Genomic DNA, 19,514 nt, shown 5'->3' with positions numbered 1-19,514 from the left:
ATGCTTTTGTGAGCAATACAGACGCCCTGTCGCCAGGCGGGGCGTCACTAGAGAGAATCCGGGTTATGTTGCAGTTTATTCTCCGACGTCTGGGACTTGTCATCCCGACATTTATCGGTATCACCCTTCTCACCTTTGCCTTCGTCCATATGATCCCCGGCGATCCGGTGATGATTATGGCGGGCGAACGTGGTATTTCCCCCGAACGTCACGCGCAGCTGCTGGCCGAAATGGGCCTTGATAAGCCGCTGTGGCAGCAATATGCCCACTATATCTGGGGCGTGCTGCACGGCGATTTAGGCATCTCGCTGAAAAGCCGCATTCCCGTGTGGCAGGAGTTTGTCCCACGCTTTAAAGCCACCCTTGAGCTGGGCGTCTGCGCGATGATCTTCGCCGTCGCCGTCGGCATTCCGGTGGGCGTGCTGGCTGCGGTAAAACGCGGCTCCATCTTTGACCACACCGCGGTGGGCCTGGCGCTGACCGGCTACTCGATGCCTATCTTCTGGTGGGGCATGATGTTGATTATGCTGGTTTCGGTGCAGCTGAACCTGACGCCGGTCTCCGGGCGTATCAGCGATACGGTCTTCCTTGACGATACCTTGCCGCTGACCGGCTTTATGCTGATCGACACCGCCATCTGGGGCGAGCAGGGCGACTTTATTGACGCCTTAATGCATATGATCCTGCCCGCCATCGTGCTGGGCACCATTCCGCTGGCAGTGATCGTGCGTATGACCCGATCGTCGATGCTGGAAGTGCTCGGCGAAGACTACATCCGCACCGCGCGCGCCAAAGGCCTGACCCGGATGCGGGTGATTGTGATCCACGCGCTGCGTAACGCGATGCTGCCGGTGGTCACGGTGATTGGCCTGCAGGTGGGCACGCTGCTGGCGGGCGCCATCCTGACGGAAACCATTTTCTCATGGCCTGGTTTAGGCCGCTGGCTGATCGACGCGCTGCAGCGTCGCGATTATCCGGTGGTGCAGGGCGGGGTGCTGCTGGTGGCGACGATGATTATCCTCGTCAACCTGCTGGTCGACCTGCTGTACGGCGTGGTGAACCCGCGTATCCGGCATAAGAAGTAAGGGGTCATCATGTCACAAGTTACTGAAAATAAAGTTATCACTGCGCCGGTGCCCATGACCCCGCTGCAGGAGTTCTGGCACTATTTCAAACGCAATAAAGGGGCGGTGGTCGGTCTGGTGTACGTGGCGGTGATGATCGTAATCGCCGTGTTCGCCAACTTTCTCGCCCCGTATAACCCGGCGGATCAGTTCCGTGATTCGCTGCTGGCGCCGCCGTTCTGGCAGGAGGGCGGCAGCCTGGCGCATCTGCTCGGCACCGACGACGTGGGCCGCGATATTCTGTCTCGCCTGATGTATGGCGCGCGCCTGTCGCTGCTGGTGGGCTGCCTGGTGGTGGTCCTGTCGCTGATCCTCGGCGTGGTGCTCGGCCTGGTGGCGGGCTATTTCGGCGGAGTGGTGGACTCAATCATCATGCGCGTCGTCGATATTATGCTGGCGCTGCCGAGTCTGCTTCTGGCGCTGGTGCTGGTGGCTATCTTCGGACCCTCCATCGTCAACGCCTCGCTGGCGCTGACCTTCGTGGCGCTCCCGCACTATGTGCGTCTGACGCGCGCGGCGGTGCTGGTGGAGGTCAACCGCGACTACGTGACCGCTTCCCGCGTGGCGGGCGCCGGGGCGATGCGCCAGATGTTCGTCAATATTCTGCCTAACTGTCTCGCGCCGCTGATCGTTCAGGCGTCGCTGGGCTTTTCTAACGCCATTCTCGACATGGCCGCGCTGGGGTTCCTCGGCATGGGCGCGCAGCCGCCGACGCCGGAGTGGGGCACCATGCTCTCCGACGTATTGCAGTTCGCGCAGAGCGCCTGGTGGGTGGTGACCTTCCCGGGCGTGGCGATCCTGCTGACGGTGCTGGCATTTAACCTGATGGGTGACGGTCTGCGTGACGCGCTCGATCCCAAACTGAAGCAGTAAGAGGTTCGAGATGGCGTTATTGAATGTAGATAAATTATCGGTGCATTTCGGCGATGAAAACGCGCCGTTCCGCGCCGTGGACCGCATCAGCTATAGCGTGAAGCAGGGCGAAGTGGTCGGCATCGTCGGGGAGTCTGGATCCGGTAAATCCGTCAGCTCGTTGGCGATTATGGGTCTGATTGATTACCCCGGCCGGGTCATGGCGGACAAACTGGAGTTTAACGGCCGCGACCTGCAGCGCATCTCTGAAAAAGAGCGGCGCCAGCTGGTGGGGGCGGAGGTGGCGATGATCTTCCAGGATCCGATGACCAGCCTCAATCCCTGCTTTACCGTCGGCTTCCAGATTATGGAAGCGATAAAAGTCCATCAGGGCGGCAACAAGCAAACCCGCCGCCAGCGGGCCATCGACCTGCTGAACCAGGTCGGCATTCCCGATCCGGCGTCGCGGCTGGACGTCTACCCGCATCAGCTTTCCGGCGGGATGAGCCAGCGCGTCATGATCGCGATGGCGATTGCCTGTCGGCCAAAACTGCTGATTGCCGATGAACCGACCACCGCGCTGGACGTGACCATTCAGGCGCAGATCATCGAGCTGCTGCTGGATCTGCAGCAGCAGGAGAATATGGCGCTGGTGCTGATCACCCACGACCTGGCGCTGGTGGCCGAGGCCGCGCATAAAATTATCGTTATGTATGCCGGTCAGGTGGTGGAGACTGGCGATGCGAAGGATATTTTCCGCGCGCCGCGCCATCCATACACCCAGGCGCTGCTGCGCGCGCTGCCGGAGTTCGCCCAGGATAAAGCGCGTCTGGCGTCGCTGCCGGGCGTGGTGCCGGGGAAATATGACCGTCCCAACGGCTGCCTGCTGAACCCGCGCTGCCCCTATGCTACGGATAAATGTCGTAGCGAAGAGCCGGCGCTCGCGGATCTCACTGGCGGCCGCCAGTCTAAATGTCACTACCCACTCGATGATGCCGGGAGGCCTGGATTATGAGTACGCAAAAGGCCGCCACGCCACAACCGCTGTTGCAGGCCATTGATCTGAAAAAACACTACCCGGTGAAGAAGGGGTTATTCGCCCCGGAACGGCTGGTGAAGGCGCTGGACGGCGTCTCCTTTACCCTTGAGCGCGGTAAAACGCTGGCGGTGGTGGGGGAGTCGGGCTGCGGTAAATCGACCCTCGGTCGTCTGCTGACGATGATTGAAATTCCCACCGGCGGCGAGCTCTATTATCAGGGGCAGGATCTGCTTAAGCACGACCCGCAGGCGCAGAAGCTGCGGCGGCAAAAAATCCAGATTGTGTTCCAGAACCCCTACGGTTCTCTGAACCCGCGTAAAAAAGTGGGGCAGATTCTGGAAGAGCCGCTGTTGATTAACAGCAGCCTGAGCAAAGAGCAGCGCCGCGAAAAAGCGCTGGCGATGATGGCGAAAGTGGGCCTGAAAACAGAGCATTACGATCGCTACCCGCATATGTTCTCCGGCGGTCAGCGCCAGCGTATCGCCATTGCCCGCGGGCTGATGCTGGATCCGGACGTGGTGATTGCCGATGAGCCGGTCTCCGCGCTGGACGTTTCGGTACGCGCTCAGGTGCTGAACCTGATGATGGATCTGCAGCAGGATTTAGGACTGTCCTACGTGTTTATCTCCCACGACCTGTCGGTCGTCGAGCATATCGCTGATGAAGTGATGGTGATGTATCTCGGCCGCTGCGTGGAGAAGGGCACCAAGGAGCAGATCTTTAACAATCCGCGTCATCCATACACCCAGGCGCTGTTGTCGGCGACGCCGCGTCTGAACCCGGACGACCGTCGCGAGCGGATTAAGCTGACCGGCGAGCTGCCGAGCCCGCTGAATCCGCCGCCGGGCTGCGCCTTCAACGCGCGCTGCCGCCGGCGCTTCGGCCCTTGCACCCAGCTTCAGCCGCAGCTGAAGGATTACGGCGGCCAGCTGGTGGCCTGCTTTGCCGTCGACCAGGATGAGAATCCGCAAAAGCCCCACGCCTGATGGCAGGCTCCCGGTCCGATAACCGGGGGCTTCTCTCCCGCCGGAGATGAAATCCGACGATATCGCCTTTTATCGCAGTGAATGCCACGCTCTCGGAGCATTCTTCGTCGATTATCCGAAAAAATAAGACTTTCAGTCCATTTTTATAGAATTAAAGAGAAATTAAAATGGTTCAGGTTTATTCTTTCGCTTATCTGACGCTATGATTCTATCATCGCGAAATACCTTTATATAAAAACGAATGGGAAGCGCGGTGGTTGCGGGGCTTGAGGATGTACGCATACCTAAAAAATGGGGCTATTCTTCTCAAAGGGAAATGTTAGTGTAGCGATACTTCTGCCGTGGAATCACACCGAAAATCAAAATCTAAACTATTATAACCCTGTCAATCGTGTGTATTGGTACGTCTCCACCGGCGCTTTTTCTGCCATACCAGAGACGTCACGATATTTTAAATATACCCAGAAAATAACAACAAACTTAATATGAAATTTTTAAAATCATGAGGTTATCAATGAACCATTATGATGATCTGCAGCGCTTTCAGGAAAAAACGCGGACGCAAAACCTCAAATTTCAGGATCTTTCATCGCAAGCCGCCACGCGGGAGCATGGAGACTGGGCGATCCTCAATCAGCTGAATCCCGGCGCAGAGAAACCCTCTTCCCTGGCGCTGGGAGGCTCGGTCTCCGCGCCGTTGCCGCAGTCGGTGCCTGCGGATCTGTTCCGCCAGGTAGAGGCGGCCGTAGCAGCGGCGCCAGCCTCTGATCCTGTTGCGTCTGCCGCGCCAGCGGCCCCGCAGCCGGTCGTGGAGACCGCCGCAGCCGCGCCGGAGCCGGTTAGGCAGGAGCCTGCGGTGGCCCCTGCGCCTCCCATCCCGGCGCCTGAACCGGCAATGGCTCCGCCGCCGAGAATAGCCCCCCGACCCGCGCCCGCCGCCGAGAACTATGCCCACCTGTTCGCGGCGAAAAGCGCAGAGCCGGTGACGAAAAATAAAGACCAGCCTTTGAAATCACTTCTGGAAAGGATCGCAACATGCCGTTGATTTGCGTCTGTTCACCGAAAGGTGGCGTAGGGAAAACGACCCTGGCGGCCAATTTAGCCTATGCGCTGGCGCGGACCGGCAGCAAAGTTCTGGCGCTGGATTTTGATGTCCAGAACGCCCTGCGTTTGCATTTTGGCGTGCCGCTGAACGATGAGCGCGGCTACGTGGCGAAGGCGCTGGAAATGCACGACTGGAGCCAGTGCGTGCTGAGCGCCGGCAGCAACATTTTCGTCCTGCCGTATGGCGAAGTGAGCGAAGCGCAGCGTCAGGCGTTTGATGAGCAGCTGACCCACAATGACCATTTTCTCCAGCGCGGACTGTCCGCACTGCTGAATTATCCCGGACTTATCACCATCGCCGATATGCCGCCAGGGCCTTCGCCGGCGCTAAAGGCGCTGACGGGGCTGGCGGACCTGCATCTGATCCCGCTGCTGGCTGATACTGCCTCGATGTCGACCCTGGCGCACGTGGAAAAACAGCGCCTGACCGGCGCGGCGCTGAATCACAAGCATGGGCACTATTTCGTCATTAACCAAAGCGATAGCCGTCGCCAGGTCAGCCGGGACGTCACCAGCCTGATGGAAGAGAAGCTGGGCGAGCGACTGCTTGGCATCGTCCATCGTGATGAAAGCGTGGTGGAGGCCAATGCATCGCAGAAGTCGATTCTGGACTTTAACGCTTCCTCGGCAGCGGCCTTCGATATTGAAATTATTGCTAAAAAAATATCTTCGCTGTTGGGTATCCATATTGGCGATGGCACGGTGCACAGCCAGCCACGCATGTCAGGGCTTTAACTTATTGCAGGGCTGCTGAATGAAAAAATCTCTTTTTTGGTTGCTGGCGCTGGTGCTGTCACCCGTCGCCGTGCTGGTGGTGATCACGCCGATGGACAGCCAGAAGCAGTATATTTTTGGTCTGCTGAGCATCGGTATTCTGTTTCTGATGGGGTTCAGCAAGCGCCGCAGCGTATCGGTCATTATGGTCGTCACGTCGCTGCTGATGTCTACCCGTTACATGTATTTTCGTCTCACGCAGACCCTGCACTTCAACTCAGCTATTGAAACTATCCTCGGCATGGGGCTCTTTCTGGCGGAAGTCTATATCTGGGTGATGCTGCTGCTTAACTATCTGCAGACCGTGTGGCCGCTGAAGCGCGGTATTGTTCCGCTGCCGGATGATATGAGCAAGTGGCCGACGGTGGATATCTATATTCCGAGTTATAACGAACCGCTTGAGGTGGTGCGTGACACCGTCCTCGCGGCGCAATGTATTGATTATCCAAAAGATAAAATGAAAATCTATCTTCTGGATGATGGTAAACGCAGCGAGTTTGCCGTCTTCGCCGCCGACGTCGGGGTGGGCTATATCACCCGCAACGATAACAAACACGCTAAAGCGGGGAACCTCAACCACGCCCTAACCCTGACCCAGGGGGAGCTTATCTGTGTTTTCGACTGCGACCACGTCGCCACGCGCGTGTTTCTGCAGGCCACCGTCGGCGGCTTCCTGAAAGATCCGATGCTGGCTCTGGTGCAGACGCCGCACTACTTCTATTCCCCGGATCCGTTCGAGCGCAACCTCTCCGTCGGGCGCAACATCCCGAACGAAGGGATGCTGTTCTATGGCCCGATTCAGCAGGGCAACGATAACTGGAACGCCACCTTTTTCTGTGGCTCCTGCGCGGTGATCCGCCGCGAGGCGCTGGCGCAGATCGGCGGTTTCGCCGTTGAAACGGTGACTGAAGATGCCCATACGGCGCTCAAGTTCCAGCGCCTTGGTTGGAAGTCGGCCTTTCTTGATATCCCGCTGGCGGCTGGTCTCGCCACCGAGCGCCTGGTGGTGCACGTTATCCAGCGTACCCGCTGGGCGCGTGGCATGACGCAGATTTTTCGCGTCGATAACCCGCTGTTTGGCCGCGGGCTGACCTTCCAGCAGCGCTTGTGCTATCTCAGCGCCATGCTCTACTACCAGTTTGCGCTCCCGAGGGTGGTGTTTGTCACCGCCCCGCTGGCTTATCTGCTGTTTAACCTCAATATCATTTACTCGTCAGCGAGCCTGATCGTCTCCTATGCGCTGCCGCACCTGTTTCTCGCCATCTACGTCGGTTCGCGAATGAACGGCCGCTATCGCTACAGCTTCTGGGGGGAAATCTACGACATTGTGCTGGCTTTTCACCTGGTGCTGCCGACCCTGGTGACGATGATTTTCCCCAAACGCGGCAAATTCAACGTCACCGATAAGGGCGGCCTGCTGGACGTCGGCTACTTCGATTTCACCGTGGTGCGTCCGCACCTGGTGGTGGCCTGTCTGCTGGCGCTGGGGGTGATCGTCGGCATCGTCCGGGCGATTGGCCATGACTACTTTGGCTCGGACCCCAACGTTATCGCTCTGAACGTCGGGTGGGGTATCTACAGCCTGATCTTCCTGCTGGCGGCGATTGCCGTCGCGCGTGAAACGCGGCAGGTGCGGAAAACCATTCGTATCGATGTCGATATCCCGGTAGTGATCCATTACGCCAGCGGCATCGTGTCCCGCAGCCACACCGAGGATCTGTCGATGGGCGGTTGCCGCGTAGTGGCGCCGGATAAGCGCCATCTGGAGGATGATATCGAAGAGGTTGAGCTGATCCTGCAGTCCGGGGCTATCTCCATCCCGGCCCAGTTGGTCACCTCTGACGAGCGCTTCCTGCGCCTCAAGTTTGATGAAGATATTCCGCTTTCGCGCCGCCGTGAGCTGGTGCGCGTGGTGCTGGCCCGCGCGGATGCGTGGATTAATCCGCCGCGCCCGCAGGATAACCCGTTCCGCTCCTTCTTCACCATTTTACGCTGCGTGTTCGAACTGTTCTGGCTGACGTGGAAAACCCGTCGCAGCCAGCGCAATCGGGCAACAGTGGCGAAAACGGCGCAGGAGGATGGCACGTTATGAAGCGATTAACGACGCTGGCGCTGCTGGCAGGGATGCTCTCTGCGCCTGCGCTGCACAGTGAAGAACCGGGCTCCGGCGCCGCCGCGCCGCTGAGCTTTCCGCAGCTCAATGGCGCGGCGGACAGCGAGCCAGGCGACGAACCCCCGGCCGCCTCGCCGGAGGAGAGCGCCTCCCCGACAGCCCCCGCCACCGCCGGCGATGCGGCGGCGACGGCCCCTGCGCCGGATATGCCGGACTTGCCCCCGCCGGTGAGCGGGTCGGCCGCGCCGGAGGTCATTCCTGTCGCTCCGGTCTGGGGAGGCGATCTGAATCTGGCGCAGATGGGGATGCCGGACGGCATTATCCTCAGCGGCGGTCAGCGGCAGGGGGGCGTCAGCTTTACCCTGCCTTCCGATCAGGTGGTGATCCATTCGCAGCTTAGCCTTGCCGTTCGCGTATCGCCGGAAATGGTGAGTCGCAACGCCACCCTGCAGCTGATGCTCAACGGTCAACCGCTCGGCACCCTGCCGCTGGGGGCCGATGGCGAGGATGTCTCCCATTATCAACTGGATATCCCGCCCGCGCTGATGGTTTCCAGTAATAACCTGAGCGTGAAGATCAACGATGGCGATACCCTGCAGTGCCAGCGTGACATTCATGATTCGTCGCGGGTGACGGTGCTGCCCACGTCGCATTTCAGCTGGGAAAGCCAGCAGTTGAACATCAGCGACGATCTGAGCCACTTCCCGCGTCCATTCTTCGACAGCATGCAGATGACGCCGGCGGACATCGCCGTTTCCTATGGAGCGAAGCCGTCGGCCGACGTCTTCAGCGCCGCGGCGCTGGTCTCTTCCTGGCTGGGTATCCAGGCGGACTATCGCGGCATCGCCTTCAGCGCGCTGCGCGACCGCCTGCCGGAACGCCACGGTATCGTGATTGGCCACCCGGGCGAGCAGGTGGGCGGCATGACGCTGCCGGAAACCGATAAGCCACTGCTGCGCATCATCGCCAACCCCGCCAATCCAGCCTACAAGCTGCTGTTGATTGTCGGCAAAAACGATACCGCGCTGCGCATGGCCGCCTGGCGCCTGACCCGCGGCAACTTCGCGCCGCAAACCGCGACGCTGGATGTTGAACCACAGACCATCCCGGTTGGCAAAGCGTACGATGCGCCGCGCTGGATCCCCACCGATCGTCCAGTCAGACTCAGCGAACTGCTGCGTAAGGATCAAAGCCCGACCGTCAGCGGCGTCTGGCACGAACCTTTACGTATCGCCTTCCGCGCCGCGCCGGACCTCTATCTGTGGGATGGCGAGACGATCCCGCTGCAGGTTGGCTACCGCTTCCCGTCGGAGAGTTGGATCAATGAAGACAAGTCCCTGCTGAGCGTCACGCTCAACGGCACCTTCCTCAACAACCTGCCGATGAACAAGCAGGGGCCGCTGGAGAAAGTCTGGCGCTACCTCGGGGGCGATGCGCGCCAGGAGCGCTTTACCATCCCGCTGGCACCCTACCTGATCTATGGCGATAACCAGCTGTCGATGTACTTCAATGTGGTGCCGAAGGACGATGTTCCGTGCTCGGTTCTGCTGAATAACAATATCAAGAGCCGCATCACTGACGACTCATGGATTGATTTGAGCAAAACGCGACACTTCTCGCTGCTGCCAAACCTCTCCTATTTCGTCGGCGCCTCTTTCCCTTTCTCGCGGCTGGCGGACTATTCGCAAACGACGCTCCTGCTGCCGGCGGAACCGTCTGAGACCCAGGTGGCAACCCTGCTGAATCTGGCGGCGCGCTCCGGGAATGCGACCGGCACCGCGCTGGCGAATAACCGCGTCGTGCTCGGGATGCCCACCGGCGGCGGGGATTTGCAGTCGCTGCGCGAACGTGATGTGCTGGCGGTCACCGCTCTCGATCAGCAGGCCTTCAACCAGAGCCTGCTGGCCGACTCACCCTACCGCCCGGTGGATAATGTGCTGAGCGTCCGCGAGCCCGACCTGTGGCAAAAAGCGCAGCGCCGACTCACCGGCGACTGGACCTCCGCCAGCCTCGATGCCGATCGCTACTTCTCATCCAGCAGCGCCTGGCGCGGGTTTATCAGCTATCGTTCGCCGTGGAACCCCGCCCGCCTGGTGGTGGTGGCGATGGCCAGCAATGATGACCAGCTGGCGCGACTGAAAAACGATCTGGACTCACCGCGCATCAATGCCGGGATCCGTGGCGATACCGCGGTGATCACCAGCGATAACGGGGTGCGTAGTTTCCAGGTGAGTACGCCGTTCCCCAGCGGTCAGATGCCGTGGTACATGATGGCGGTCTGGTATGCCAGCCAGCACTCCGGTTTCCTCGCTCTGCTGGGGCTGATTGCCACCTCGATAATGGGACTGGCGCTGACCGCGATGTTTAAACGTCACGCCCGTAAGCGTCTGGGTTCGGGGGATAACCAATGAAAAGAAAGATAACGATAACGATGAAAAGCTCCCGGCGGCTCACCACATTCTGCCTCACCGGCGCCCTGGCTCTCGGCGCTTCTGGCGGCGCGCTGGCGGCGGGTAACGACGCGGCGCTGCAGGCGCTGTTCGCCCAGGCCAACTACTGGCATGAGAAATCCCATGACGAGCTGGCGATGGAGTCCCTGCAGAAGGTGCTCTCGGTGGATGCCAACAACACCCAGGCGCTGTATCTGATGGCGCTCTGGTCGCAGCAGGGCGGCGATATGCAGGCGGCGGCGCAGTGGCGCGCGCGGCTGGCGAAAGCGGCGCCGGACAGCCCGGGACTGCAGGATCTGGACAACGCCAAAAAAATGTCGCAGGTGCCGCAGGGCCAGCTCAGTCTGGCTCGCCAGCAGGCGCGCGGCGGCAATATCCCCGGCGCGCTGGCGACCTGGCGCAGCATGTTCAATGGCAATACGCCGCCTGCCGGGTTGGCGGCGGAATATTACCTGACCATGGCCAGCGACAAATCGCTCTATCCGCAGGCCATTAGCGAACTGCGGCAGTACGTGGCGCAGCATCCCCAGGAGAACGCCCCGCGGGTAGCGTTGGGCAAAGCGTTAACCTGGCGGGAAGATACCCGTCGGGAAGGGATCGCCCTGCTCGAGCCGATGGCCAGCGGCAATAAAGAGGCGGACAGCGGCTTGCGTCAGGCCTTGCTCTGGCTGGGTCCGCAGGCCGGGGATGAGCAGTATTACGACACCTGGATGCAGCGTCATCCGCAGGATAGCGAAGTTCAGAACTACTTTCGTGAACGGCGCAGCGGCCAGGCGCGCGGCCAGGGCTACGCCAATCTCAACAGCGGCAATACCGCTGCCGCGAAGCAGCAGTTTGAAGAGGTATTGCAGACCAACCCGCAGGATGCCGATGCGTTGGCGGGCATGGGCTATATCGCGCAGCGCAGCGGCGACTACCAGGCCGCATCGCAATATCTGAGCCGGGCGGCGGACCTCGGCGGCGACGCCTCGGCGACCCGCCGTCAGCAGGCGGCTGATGCCCTGTTCTACGGCCAGCTGGCGCAGGCTCAGCAGGCCTATAAGCAGGGCAATATCAGCCAGGCGCTGGCGCTCTCCGCGCCGCTTGCGCAGCAGAGCGGGGCGCGGGGCGCCTCGGCGAAGCTGTTTCGCGCCGATGTGCTGCGACATAACAAAGATTTACCCCAGGCCGAGCAAACGCTGCGCTCACTGTTAAACGACGACCCGCAGAATGCGGCGGCGCGGGAAAACCTCTACTACGTGCTGCGCGAGCAGAATAAATCCGCCGAGGCGCAGGCGATGCTGCAGACGCTGCCGCAGAGCCTACAGCAAAAACTGCAGCCGCGAGTGGTGGCCGGCATGCCAGGCGACGCCCTGCGTCGTCAGGCCCAGGCGCAGGTCAGCAGCGGTAACCCAGCCGGCGCAATAGCCACCCTGCGCGAAGGCGTTGCCCGCTATCCGGACGATCCCTGGCTGCGTCTCGATCTGGCCCGACTGCTGCAAAAATCGGGTAACGCCAGCGAGGCCTCTTCGCTGATGTCGGCGGCCTATCGCCCCGGCGCCAGCAACAGCGCGCTGTATGCCGCCGCGCTGTTCGCCAGCGAAAACGGTGCCTGGCAACAGGCGCAGACGTTGCTGGCGCGCATTCCCGGCGGCAGCCAGACCAGCGACATGCGCGATTTACGCCAGCGGGTGAACTACAACCTGCAGCTGGTGACCGCCGAAAACTACCTGGCGCAGGGCAATACCATCGCCGCCAGCAATACCCTGCGGGCGATGGCCTCCACGCCGCCGAAAGCCCCGGCGGACGCCGGCAAGCTGGCGCGGCTGCTGGCCGAGAGCGGCGACCTGACCACCGCGGTATCGCTGGTGCGCAACAATATCAGCGGCGGGGTGTCCGGCAACGCCGGGGATTACGCCGATCAGATCGCCGTCCTGAACCAGGCCGGGCTGACCGGCGAGGCGCAGAACCTGATCAGCAATCCGCAGCTGCAGGCCAGCAGTACGCCGACGCAGCTGGCGAGCATTCGCAATGGCTATGTGATCAACGAGGCCGACCGCCTGCGCGAGCAGGGCAATTATGCCGCGGCGTATGACAAGCTGATCCGCGCCATGCAAAGCGATCCGCAGAATACCGATCTGATGTTCGCCATGGCGCGGCTGTACCAGAGCGGCAAAATGAACAAAGAGGCCGGTGTGGTCTATGACTACCTGATGACGCGCGATACGCCGAACCAGGATGCGCGCGCCGGGGCTATCGACGTCGCGCTGTCGGCGGGGAACAACGATCGCGCGGAACAGCTGGCCGGCGGCTTGCGTCAGGATAACTCCCCGGATCGCCTGCTGCTGCTGGCGAGAGTGGCGGAGGCCCAGGGTCATCATCAGCAGGCGATGACCTACCTGCGCAGCGCCCGCGGCAAACTGCTGGGCATGCAAAGCACCAACAGCAGCGAAACGCCGACCGTCGGCGGGGTGCTGGCGGCGGATAACCCCTTCATCGGCGTGTCGCAAACGTCGGCGCCGACGCGGACGGCCTCCGCCTACGGGCAGTATATGCCGTGGCAGGTTGCCCAGTCGGCCGCCGCGCCCGGCTCCTCACTGCCGGGGATCCAGCGCACAGATCTGCCGGTGGACACCGCCCAGACGCGGATGCTGCGTCAGGTGGACACCATGATGGAGTCGCTGCAGGAGAAAACCGGCAGCTGGCTGCAGGGGGGAATGGACGTGCGCGGACGCGACGGCGAATCGGGCACCAGCAAGCTGACGGAGCTCAGAACGCCGCTGACCTGGTCCTCCTCGCCGTTTGGCGACTCGCGCTTTGACTTTACCGTCACCCCGGTGTCGTTAAACGCCGGGACCGCCAGCGGCGACGCCTGGCGTCGCTACGGCGCCAACCCGCTGGCCAACGCGGTCTCCAATATGGTGAGTACCGCCACCAGCGAGCAGGCGGCGATCGCCTCGATGACCGAGGCGGAGCGGACGGCCTATTTTGCCAGCAATCCGGGGGCAGAGGCGTTAAGCGGCCTGGGCACCCTGAACGCGGCGGACTTCAATCCGACCACCAGCAGCGGGATGGAAAACCTGGCGAAGCTCGGGAGCTATGATTCGGGGCAGGTGGCCAGCTATCTTTCCTCGTCCAGCCGTAAGCCGAACGTTGACCAGACCAGCGGCTCGACCGATTCGCAGAAGGCCAACGGCGTCGAACTGGCGCTGGCGCTAAGCGGTGACGATTACCGGGTCGATATCGGCAGCACGCCGCTGGGCCAGGATCTGAATACCGTTGTCGGCGGGGTGAAATGGTCGCCCAAGCTGACCAACTATCTGTCGCTGATCCTCACCGGCGAACGCCGCTCGCTCACCGACAGCCTGCTTTCGTATGTCGGTCTGAAGGATGCCTATTCCGGTAAAACCTGGGGGCAGGTGACGAAAAACGGCGGCACCCTGCAGCTGAGTTATGACGACGGTGACGCGGGCTTCTACGTTGGCGGCGGCGGTTACAGCTACCTGGGGCAGAACGTCGCCAGCAACACCAGCATCAACGCCAATGCCGGGGTCTATCTGCGGCCCTATCATGACGAATACCGCCAGCTGCAGGCCGGGTTGAGCATGAGCTATATGGATTACTCCAAAAACCTCAGCTACTTCACCTATGGCCAGGGGGGCTACTTTAGTCCGCAAAACTACGTCAGCGTGTCGCTGCCGGTCAGTCTGACGGAAAAATATGATAACTGGACCATGAAGCTCGGCGGCTCGGTGGGCTACCAGTCTTACAGCCAGGATAAGAGCGCCTATTTCCCGACCAATTCGGAGTGGCAGCAGACCCTGGAGACGGCGGTGAGCAATGGGTTTGCCAAGGAAGCCTACTATTCTGCGACCTCGAAGAGCGGCATCGGCTATACCCTGCGCGCCGGGGCGGATTACAAGGTCAACAAACAGATGACGCTGGGGGGCCAGATTGGCTATGACACCTTCGGGGATTATAACGAAAGCACCGCCGGGCTCTATATTCGCTATATGTTAGGAGATCATTGATGATGACGGAGAACAATAACCCGGTGGTGATGACCTGGTTTCAGCAGCAGCAAACGCCTGCCGGATGGTTCGATCTGTTGATTATTATGGTCGAAGGTATGTTAAATAATGCCGGCGAGCTGGAAAGTCAGCCCTTCCTGCGTCAGATGGGCGCCTCGTTGGCGGAGACCCATCCGTTGCCGGCGTCGGAGACCGTAGGGGAGCTGGAGGCGAATATCAACCGGCTGCTGACCCATTTCCACTGGGGGGTGGTGACCATCGACGTCGGTGAGGATGGCCTGCGCTTGCGCCATCAGGCGTTGCCGGTCAGCCGCGATGATGCGGGGCGCGTGCGCTGGTGCAACGCGTTCTGTGCCATACTCGAGGGGTTATATTCTCGCTGGCTGCAGAGTCAGGGAGGCAGCGCTCACGTAATATTGCAGCGTGAGCGGGTGTTCTCTGTCTCTGACGTTCAGTTTCTTTACTACCATCCATAATGAGTGAATTTATGCCCCTGCGTGCTTTAGTGGCGGTGATAGTGACAACGGCAGTAATGCTGGTGCCCCGGGCGTGGGCGGATACGGCCTGGGAGCGTTATAAGGCCCGTTTTATGATGCCGGACGGCCGTATCATTGATACCGCCAATGGCAATGTGTCGCATACGGAAGGCCAGGGCTTCGCCATGCTCCTGGCGGTGGCGAATAACGATCGCCCGGCGTTCGACAAGCTGTGGCAGTGGACGGACAGCACCCTGCGCGACAAGTCTAACGGGCTGTTTTACTGGCGCTATAACCCGGTGGCGCCGGACCCGATCGCCGATAAAAACAACGCCACCGATGGCGATACCCTGATCGCCTGGGCGCTGCTGCGCGCGCAAAAGCAGTGGCAGGACAAGCGCTACGCCATGGCCTCCGATGCCATCACCGCCTCCCTGCTGAAATATACGGTGGTGACTTTCGCCGGTCGCCAGGTGATGCTCCCGGGCGTGAAGGGGTTTAACCGCAACGACCACCTGAACCTTAACCCCTCCTATTTCATCTTCCCGGCCTGGCGGGCCTTTGCGGAGCGGACGCACCTGACCGCCTGGCGGACATTGCAGAGTGACGGGCAGGCGCTGCTGGGGCAAATGGGCTGGGGGAAATCGCATCTGCCCAGCGACTGGGTGGCGCTGCGGGCGGATGGCAAGATGCTGCCGGCCAAAGAGTGGCCGCCGCGGATGAGTTTCGATGCGATCCGTATCCCGCTGTATATCTCGTGGGTCGATCCGCACAGCGCCTTGCTCGCACCGTGGAAAGCCTGGATGCAGAGTTACCCGCGCCTGCAAACTCCGGCGTGGATCAACGTTAGCACCAACGAGGTCGCTCCGTGGAATATGGCCGGCGGCCTGCTGGCGGTGCGTGATTTAACGCTTGGCGAACCGCTGGAAGCGCCGCAGATTGACGACAAGGATGATTATTACTCCGCCAGCCTCAAGCTGCTGGTCTGGCTGGCGAAACAGGATCAGCGCTAGCGCTGTGATGGCTTTGCAGGTTTCTCAGCCCGTATCCTGCGGGCTGAGAGAAAAGAGCAGGAACGTCTCACGATGTAAGGCCGCCAGAATAGGCGGCCTTGTCGCTTATTGCGGATAAGGCACCCAACTGCCGCCATTCAACTGGACATAAGGCTTGCCCTGATACTGGATAACGATGGCGTTGGCGTTTTCGGACACCGCCGCGCTCTGCGGCAGGTTGGCGACATACTGCTGCCAGTTGACGCTGTCTTCGCTGAACATTTTGCCGTCGAGGGCGCGCACCACCAGCTCCGACACCGCCAGGTAGCTGCTGGGCTGATCGATGATAATTGGCGCGCCTTCATGCGGCGCCTTCATGCCGAAGAATTTCACCGCCGTCGGGACGTTAGTGATCGACGGGCTCGGGATATCCCGCAGGCCAGACACCTGCATCTTATCGCCCTTCAGCGCGCCGCCGTGTTCCGGCACCACTACCACCATCACCTTACGCCCCGATTTTTCCAGTTCGGTGAAGAAGTTATCCAGGTCGTCAAACAGCTTCTGCGCTCGCACTTTGTAGTCCGCGGTTTTGCTTTGTCCCGGGAAGTGATTGCCGTCATGCAGCGGCAGGGTGTTATAGAACGTGGCGCTCCGCGGATTGCTGCTGGCCTCTTCGGTCTTCAGCCAGCGGTTGAGAACCGCGAGATCCTCATACACTGGCGAGCCATCAAATGCCTGCAGGCTGACCGGCAGACCGCTCTGGTCCATCAGCGGGCTCTGCATGCCGCCCAGCGAACGCAGCTCTTTTAGGAAGTCGCCGAACAGGCCGTTGTGGCCGAGCATCAACTGCTGGTTGAAGCCGAGTTTCGCCAGGTTTTCAAACAGGTAGCAATCGGCGCCGGATGGCTGATACAGGTTGGTATGCGACAGCTGGCCGCAGCTGGCGCGCAGCAGACGCACCGCCGCAGGTCCGCTGTAGGAGGTCGCTGAGTTAAAGTTTTTGAAGACGATATCGAAATGCTTCCACAGCGGGTGGTCCATCAGCCCGGCGGCTTCAATATCCGACCAGGAGAGCGAGCAGATATTGATCACCAGCAGGTCAAACGGCTGCGCATCCGCCGGCAGCTGGTCCGGGAACGGTGTCTTGCGCTTCTGCTCGGCGGCATAGAAACCGTTCAGCCAGTTGGTGAGGTTGGCCGAGGTCGGCGGTTCGGTCTGCGGCGGAATATCGCTGCTGGCCGGGCTGGACGCGGCGCCAGCGGCAGCGTTGGTCCCGACGTTGGCCGGCGCGGTGGCGGCGGCAGTGGTGGGCTGACCGGCAGGCCAAATGGTAAAGGCCGGCAGCAGCGGACTGACCGCCTGCCAGACGACCATCGCGGAGACAAACACGGTAACGCGCAGCCACTGGCTGATAAACAGCCACAGCACCAGTAAAACAAAGAAGGCGCCGACCATGCTCCAGTTGATAAAGCGGACAATCAGATCCCAGATATAGCTGGCGCTGAAGCCGGCGATTTGCGATCCCTGGCTAAAAATCGACTCTGGCCCGGGCAGCCAGGTATCGTGCCAGAACAGCGCGAATCCCAGCGGAATGGCGATCCAGTGGCGGATGCGGTGCAGCTTTTCGCGCGGGATTGGCACCAGCAGAAAGGCGAGAAACACCAGGTTAAGCATCGGGTGAAAATTGAGATACCCGGCCCACAGCAGGGCAAACTTGACCAGAAAGTAGAAGTTCCAGCCGCCAAGGCCGCGCCAGTACTGCCAGAGCGGAAGCGGTGCCGCGGTCGTTTTTTTATTTGTCATTTGTTCGCTTTGCCTTGCTTAACCGTTGTTCCCCGGCGTAATACCCCTGCCGGTTTCACGTAACGGGGTTTAAAGAACATCAGTCTTAACGTCGTGCGGATCCGGCGCTGATAGTGGCGCGTCAGGTAGCCCAGCGGAAAAAACAGCAGGGCGCAGAGCACCACCAGTTGCAGAATATCGGCGATAGACATCATCAGGCTTGCTCCTCACGGGTGGTTAACCGGTGTGGTTCGGGGTAGCGTCGCCAGTGGCGTCCATCATGGGTGGCGTTGATGGTCTCGTTTTTACCGACCGTGAGAGGCAGCGGCGTGTTCCAGCGCGCCGGCTCGACGCCGCGCATGATTACGATTTCCGAGAGGATTTGCTTGTCTTCAAACCACACCATACGGTTAGAAAAAATATCGCCGGTCGGCAGCGGGAAAATGTGGTTTAGCGCGGTATCGAGGTCATTGATCCGGCAAAACGACAAGAACAGCACCAGCCGGTTATTGCCGATAGTCATGATGTCGCCCATCCGGTTGGGTTTGCATAACGTCAGCGCCTGCTCAACGCGCAGCCCCGGCGCCGGGCGCAGGGCCACCATCACGCCTTTGCTGTCGGCCGGCAGCAGGGTATTGGTCATCACGTTATGCACCGCTTCGCAAAAGGCGTCCCATTTCTGATAGCCGCGCAGTTTTAACGGCTGGCTCCAGGTGAGCAGGGTGGCAAAATCTTCCGGGATATGGCGGGAGAACTTTTGGTTCTGAACGCTTTCGATTAGCGTCAGGCAGCGGGAAAGCGACGCGCTGTTAGGGATCACCAGGCTGGCGCCGCTGCTGAGCAGCAGCCGCTCATCAGTCGCGCGCAGGCTGGGGGTTTGTTCGCGGACAATAATTTTCAGCGCCGTGCCGCGCTGACGGCGCAGGGTATGAATATAGCGGCCCAGCTGTTCAATTTGCGTATTTTGGGTAATGGAGAAGAGGATCGTCGCCGCTTGCGCGGTGCGCCCGGCGTTGAAGACCTCGTCGTTGGTGTCAAACAGCGTCCAGTATTCCGACAGCGGCGGGGCACCTTCCAGCACGCGCACATTGCTGAGGATCGCTTTTTCATCGCTGCGCGGCTGCACGCTGGTTTCAGCGTCCTGCGCTAATCGCCAGCCGGCGTCATCATGTTGCACCATCAGCTGCTGCTGGGCGCTGATACCCTTATCGCTTCCCCACCAGGCAATATCAAAGATATGCCGGTCGCCCTGGTAACGAATACTTGCCAGTCCGGAAAGGGAGCGGTACTCACGTAATAAGGGAGTCAGCTGCCGATCAATATCCTGCGCGGAATTGATCGCTAAGAATGCGCAGCGATGATATTGCGCCCAGCGGCTGGTCTTTTCCACCCAGGCGCATAACTTTTCGTTATTTATATTTTGCCAGGCATTTTCAGCACATAGCAGAATAAATAAATAATTGCCAGGTTCGAGGGAGCAGACCAAGTCGCGATGTATTTCTTCCAGCGCCTCCGGACGATTCGGCAGGGTAAACAGTGCAATATTATCCGGGCCGTGAATGTGTTCTAATGAAATGATATCATTTGGTTTATTCCCCATCACCAGCGCGGCAACCTTGCTGTTTTTCGCCTGCGTGGCCAGCGTCTGATTAAATAGACTGACGGCATCGGCATAACGGTCAACGTTGAGCCACCATACCCCGCCGACCGGCATATGGCACACTTCATCCCATAATGATGAAATACCCAAAGTAAATACACTATCCACGGCATCCCTCGTGCGCCCTGATTCACACTGGATAAGTTTACTAG

At 60.4% G+C, this 19,514-nt stretch carries 13 protein-coding genes and 2 pseudogenes; 12 read left to right on the top strand and 3 right to left on the bottom strand.

Going from position 1 to position 19,514, the window contains the following annotated elements:
• The first annotated feature begins 65 nt into the window (after positions 1–65).
• From dppB to GQR96_RS23560, 12 genes and pseudogenes are all read left to right on the top strand, one after another.
• Positions 66–1,085, top strand: coding sequence for a dipeptide ABC transporter permease DppB (gene dppB, locus GQR96_RS23615; protein ID WP_002921786.1), 1,020 nt, complete (start codon positions 66–68; stop codon positions 1,083–1,085).
• 9 nt (positions 1,086–1,094) lie between these two features.
• Positions 1,095–1,997, top strand: coding sequence for a dipeptide ABC transporter permease DppC (gene dppC / locus GQR96_RS23610; RefSeq protein WP_004204988.1), 903 nt, complete (start codon positions 1,095–1,097; stop codon positions 1,995–1,997).
• Positions 1,998–2,007: 10 nt separating this feature from the next.
• The gene (dppD, locus tag GQR96_RS23605; protein WP_069135578.1) at positions 2,008–2,991 is read left to right on the top strand and encodes a dipeptide ABC transporter ATP-binding protein; all 984 of its coding nucleotides are present in this window, start codon (positions 2,008–2,010) and stop codon (positions 2,989–2,991) included.
• The gene (gene dppF / locus GQR96_RS23600; RefSeq protein ID WP_023291307.1) at positions 2,988–4,001 is read left to right on the top strand and encodes a dipeptide ABC transporter ATP-binding subunit DppF; all 1,014 of its coding nucleotides are present in this window, start codon (positions 2,988–2,990) and stop codon (positions 3,999–4,001) included. Before dppD ends, dppF begins: the two co-directional genes overlap by 4 nt.
• 18 nt (positions 4,002–4,019) lie before the next feature.
• Positions 4,020–4,199, top strand: a pseudogene (locus GQR96_RS23595) (hypothetical protein).
• Positions 4,200–4,515: 316 nt separating this feature from the next.
• Positions 4,516–5,046, top strand: a complete 531-nt coding sequence (locus GQR96_RS23590) for a cellulose biosynthesis protein BcsO (RefSeq protein WP_049013021.1) — start codon at positions 4,516–4,518, stop codon at positions 5,044–5,046.
• 1 nt (position 5,047) lies between these two features.
• Positions 5,048–5,840, top strand: a pseudogene (locus GQR96_RS23585) (cellulose synthase operon protein YhjQ/BcsQ).
• Positions 5,841–5,859: 19 nt separating this feature from the next.
• On the top strand, positions 5,860–7,971 hold the full coding sequence (bcsA, locus tag GQR96_RS23580; protein WP_004204982.1) for a UDP-forming cellulose synthase catalytic subunit: 2,112 nt from the start codon (positions 5,860–5,862) through the stop codon (positions 7,969–7,971).
• The gene (gene bcsB / locus GQR96_RS23575) at positions 7,968–10,403 is read left to right on the top strand and encodes a cellulose biosynthesis cyclic di-GMP-binding regulatory protein BcsB (RefSeq protein ID WP_032456712.1); all 2,436 of its coding nucleotides are present in this window, start codon (positions 7,968–7,970) and stop codon (positions 10,401–10,403) included. Before bcsA ends, bcsB begins: the two co-directional genes overlap by 4 nt.
• Positions 10,400–14,452, top strand: a complete 4,053-nt coding sequence (locus GQR96_RS23570; RefSeq protein WP_043522509.1) for a cellulose biosynthesis protein BcsC — start codon at positions 10,400–10,402, stop codon at positions 14,450–14,452. The genes bcsB and GQR96_RS23570 overlap by 4 nt, the downstream gene beginning before the upstream one ends.
• On the top strand, positions 14,452–14,928 hold the full coding sequence (bcsD, locus tag GQR96_RS23565) for a cellulose biosynthesis protein BcsD (protein ID WP_004204979.1): 477 nt from the start codon (positions 14,452–14,454) through the stop codon (positions 14,926–14,928). Before GQR96_RS23570 ends, bcsD begins: the two co-directional genes overlap by 1 nt.
• An 11-nt stretch (positions 14,929–14,939) precedes the next feature.
• Positions 14,940–15,941, top strand: coding sequence for a glycosyl hydrolase family 8 (locus GQR96_RS23560; protein ID WP_017900010.1), 1,002 nt, complete (start codon positions 14,940–14,942; stop codon positions 15,939–15,941).
• A 105-nt stretch (positions 15,942–16,046) separates the two neighbouring features.
• On the opposite strand, the gene bcsG is transcribed toward GQR96_RS23560, so the two are convergent.
• The 3 genes from bcsG to bcsE are packed head-to-tail and all read right to left on the bottom strand — an operon-like array spanning position 16,047 to position 19,470.
• On the bottom strand, positions 16,047–17,723 hold the full coding sequence (gene bcsG, locus GQR96_RS23555) for a cellulose biosynthesis protein BcsG (RefSeq protein WP_004204977.1): 1,677 nt from the start codon (positions 17,721–17,723) through the stop codon (positions 16,047–16,049).
• Entirely contained in the window at positions 17,720–17,917 is a 198-nt protein-coding gene (gene bcsF, locus GQR96_RS23550; protein WP_004204976.1) for a cellulose biosynthesis protein BcsF, read from the bottom strand. Before bcsF ends, bcsG begins: the two co-directional genes overlap by 4 nt.
• Positions 17,917–19,470, bottom strand: coding sequence for a cellulose biosynthesis protein BcsE (gene bcsE / locus GQR96_RS23545; protein ID WP_064151010.1), 1,554 nt, complete (start codon positions 19,468–19,470; stop codon positions 17,917–17,919). Before bcsE ends, bcsF begins: the two co-directional genes overlap by 1 nt.
• Positions 19,471–19,514 lie beyond the last annotated feature (44 nt).

It is taken from the genome of Klebsiella sp. PCX (genome assembly GCF_021869705.1).
Classification (GTDB): domain Bacteria; phylum Pseudomonadota; class Gammaproteobacteria; order Enterobacterales; family Enterobacteriaceae; genus Klebsiella; species Klebsiella quasipneumoniae.
Note: the sequence above shows the minus strand (reverse complement) of the source record. Positions and strands in the feature narration are given on the sequence as shown.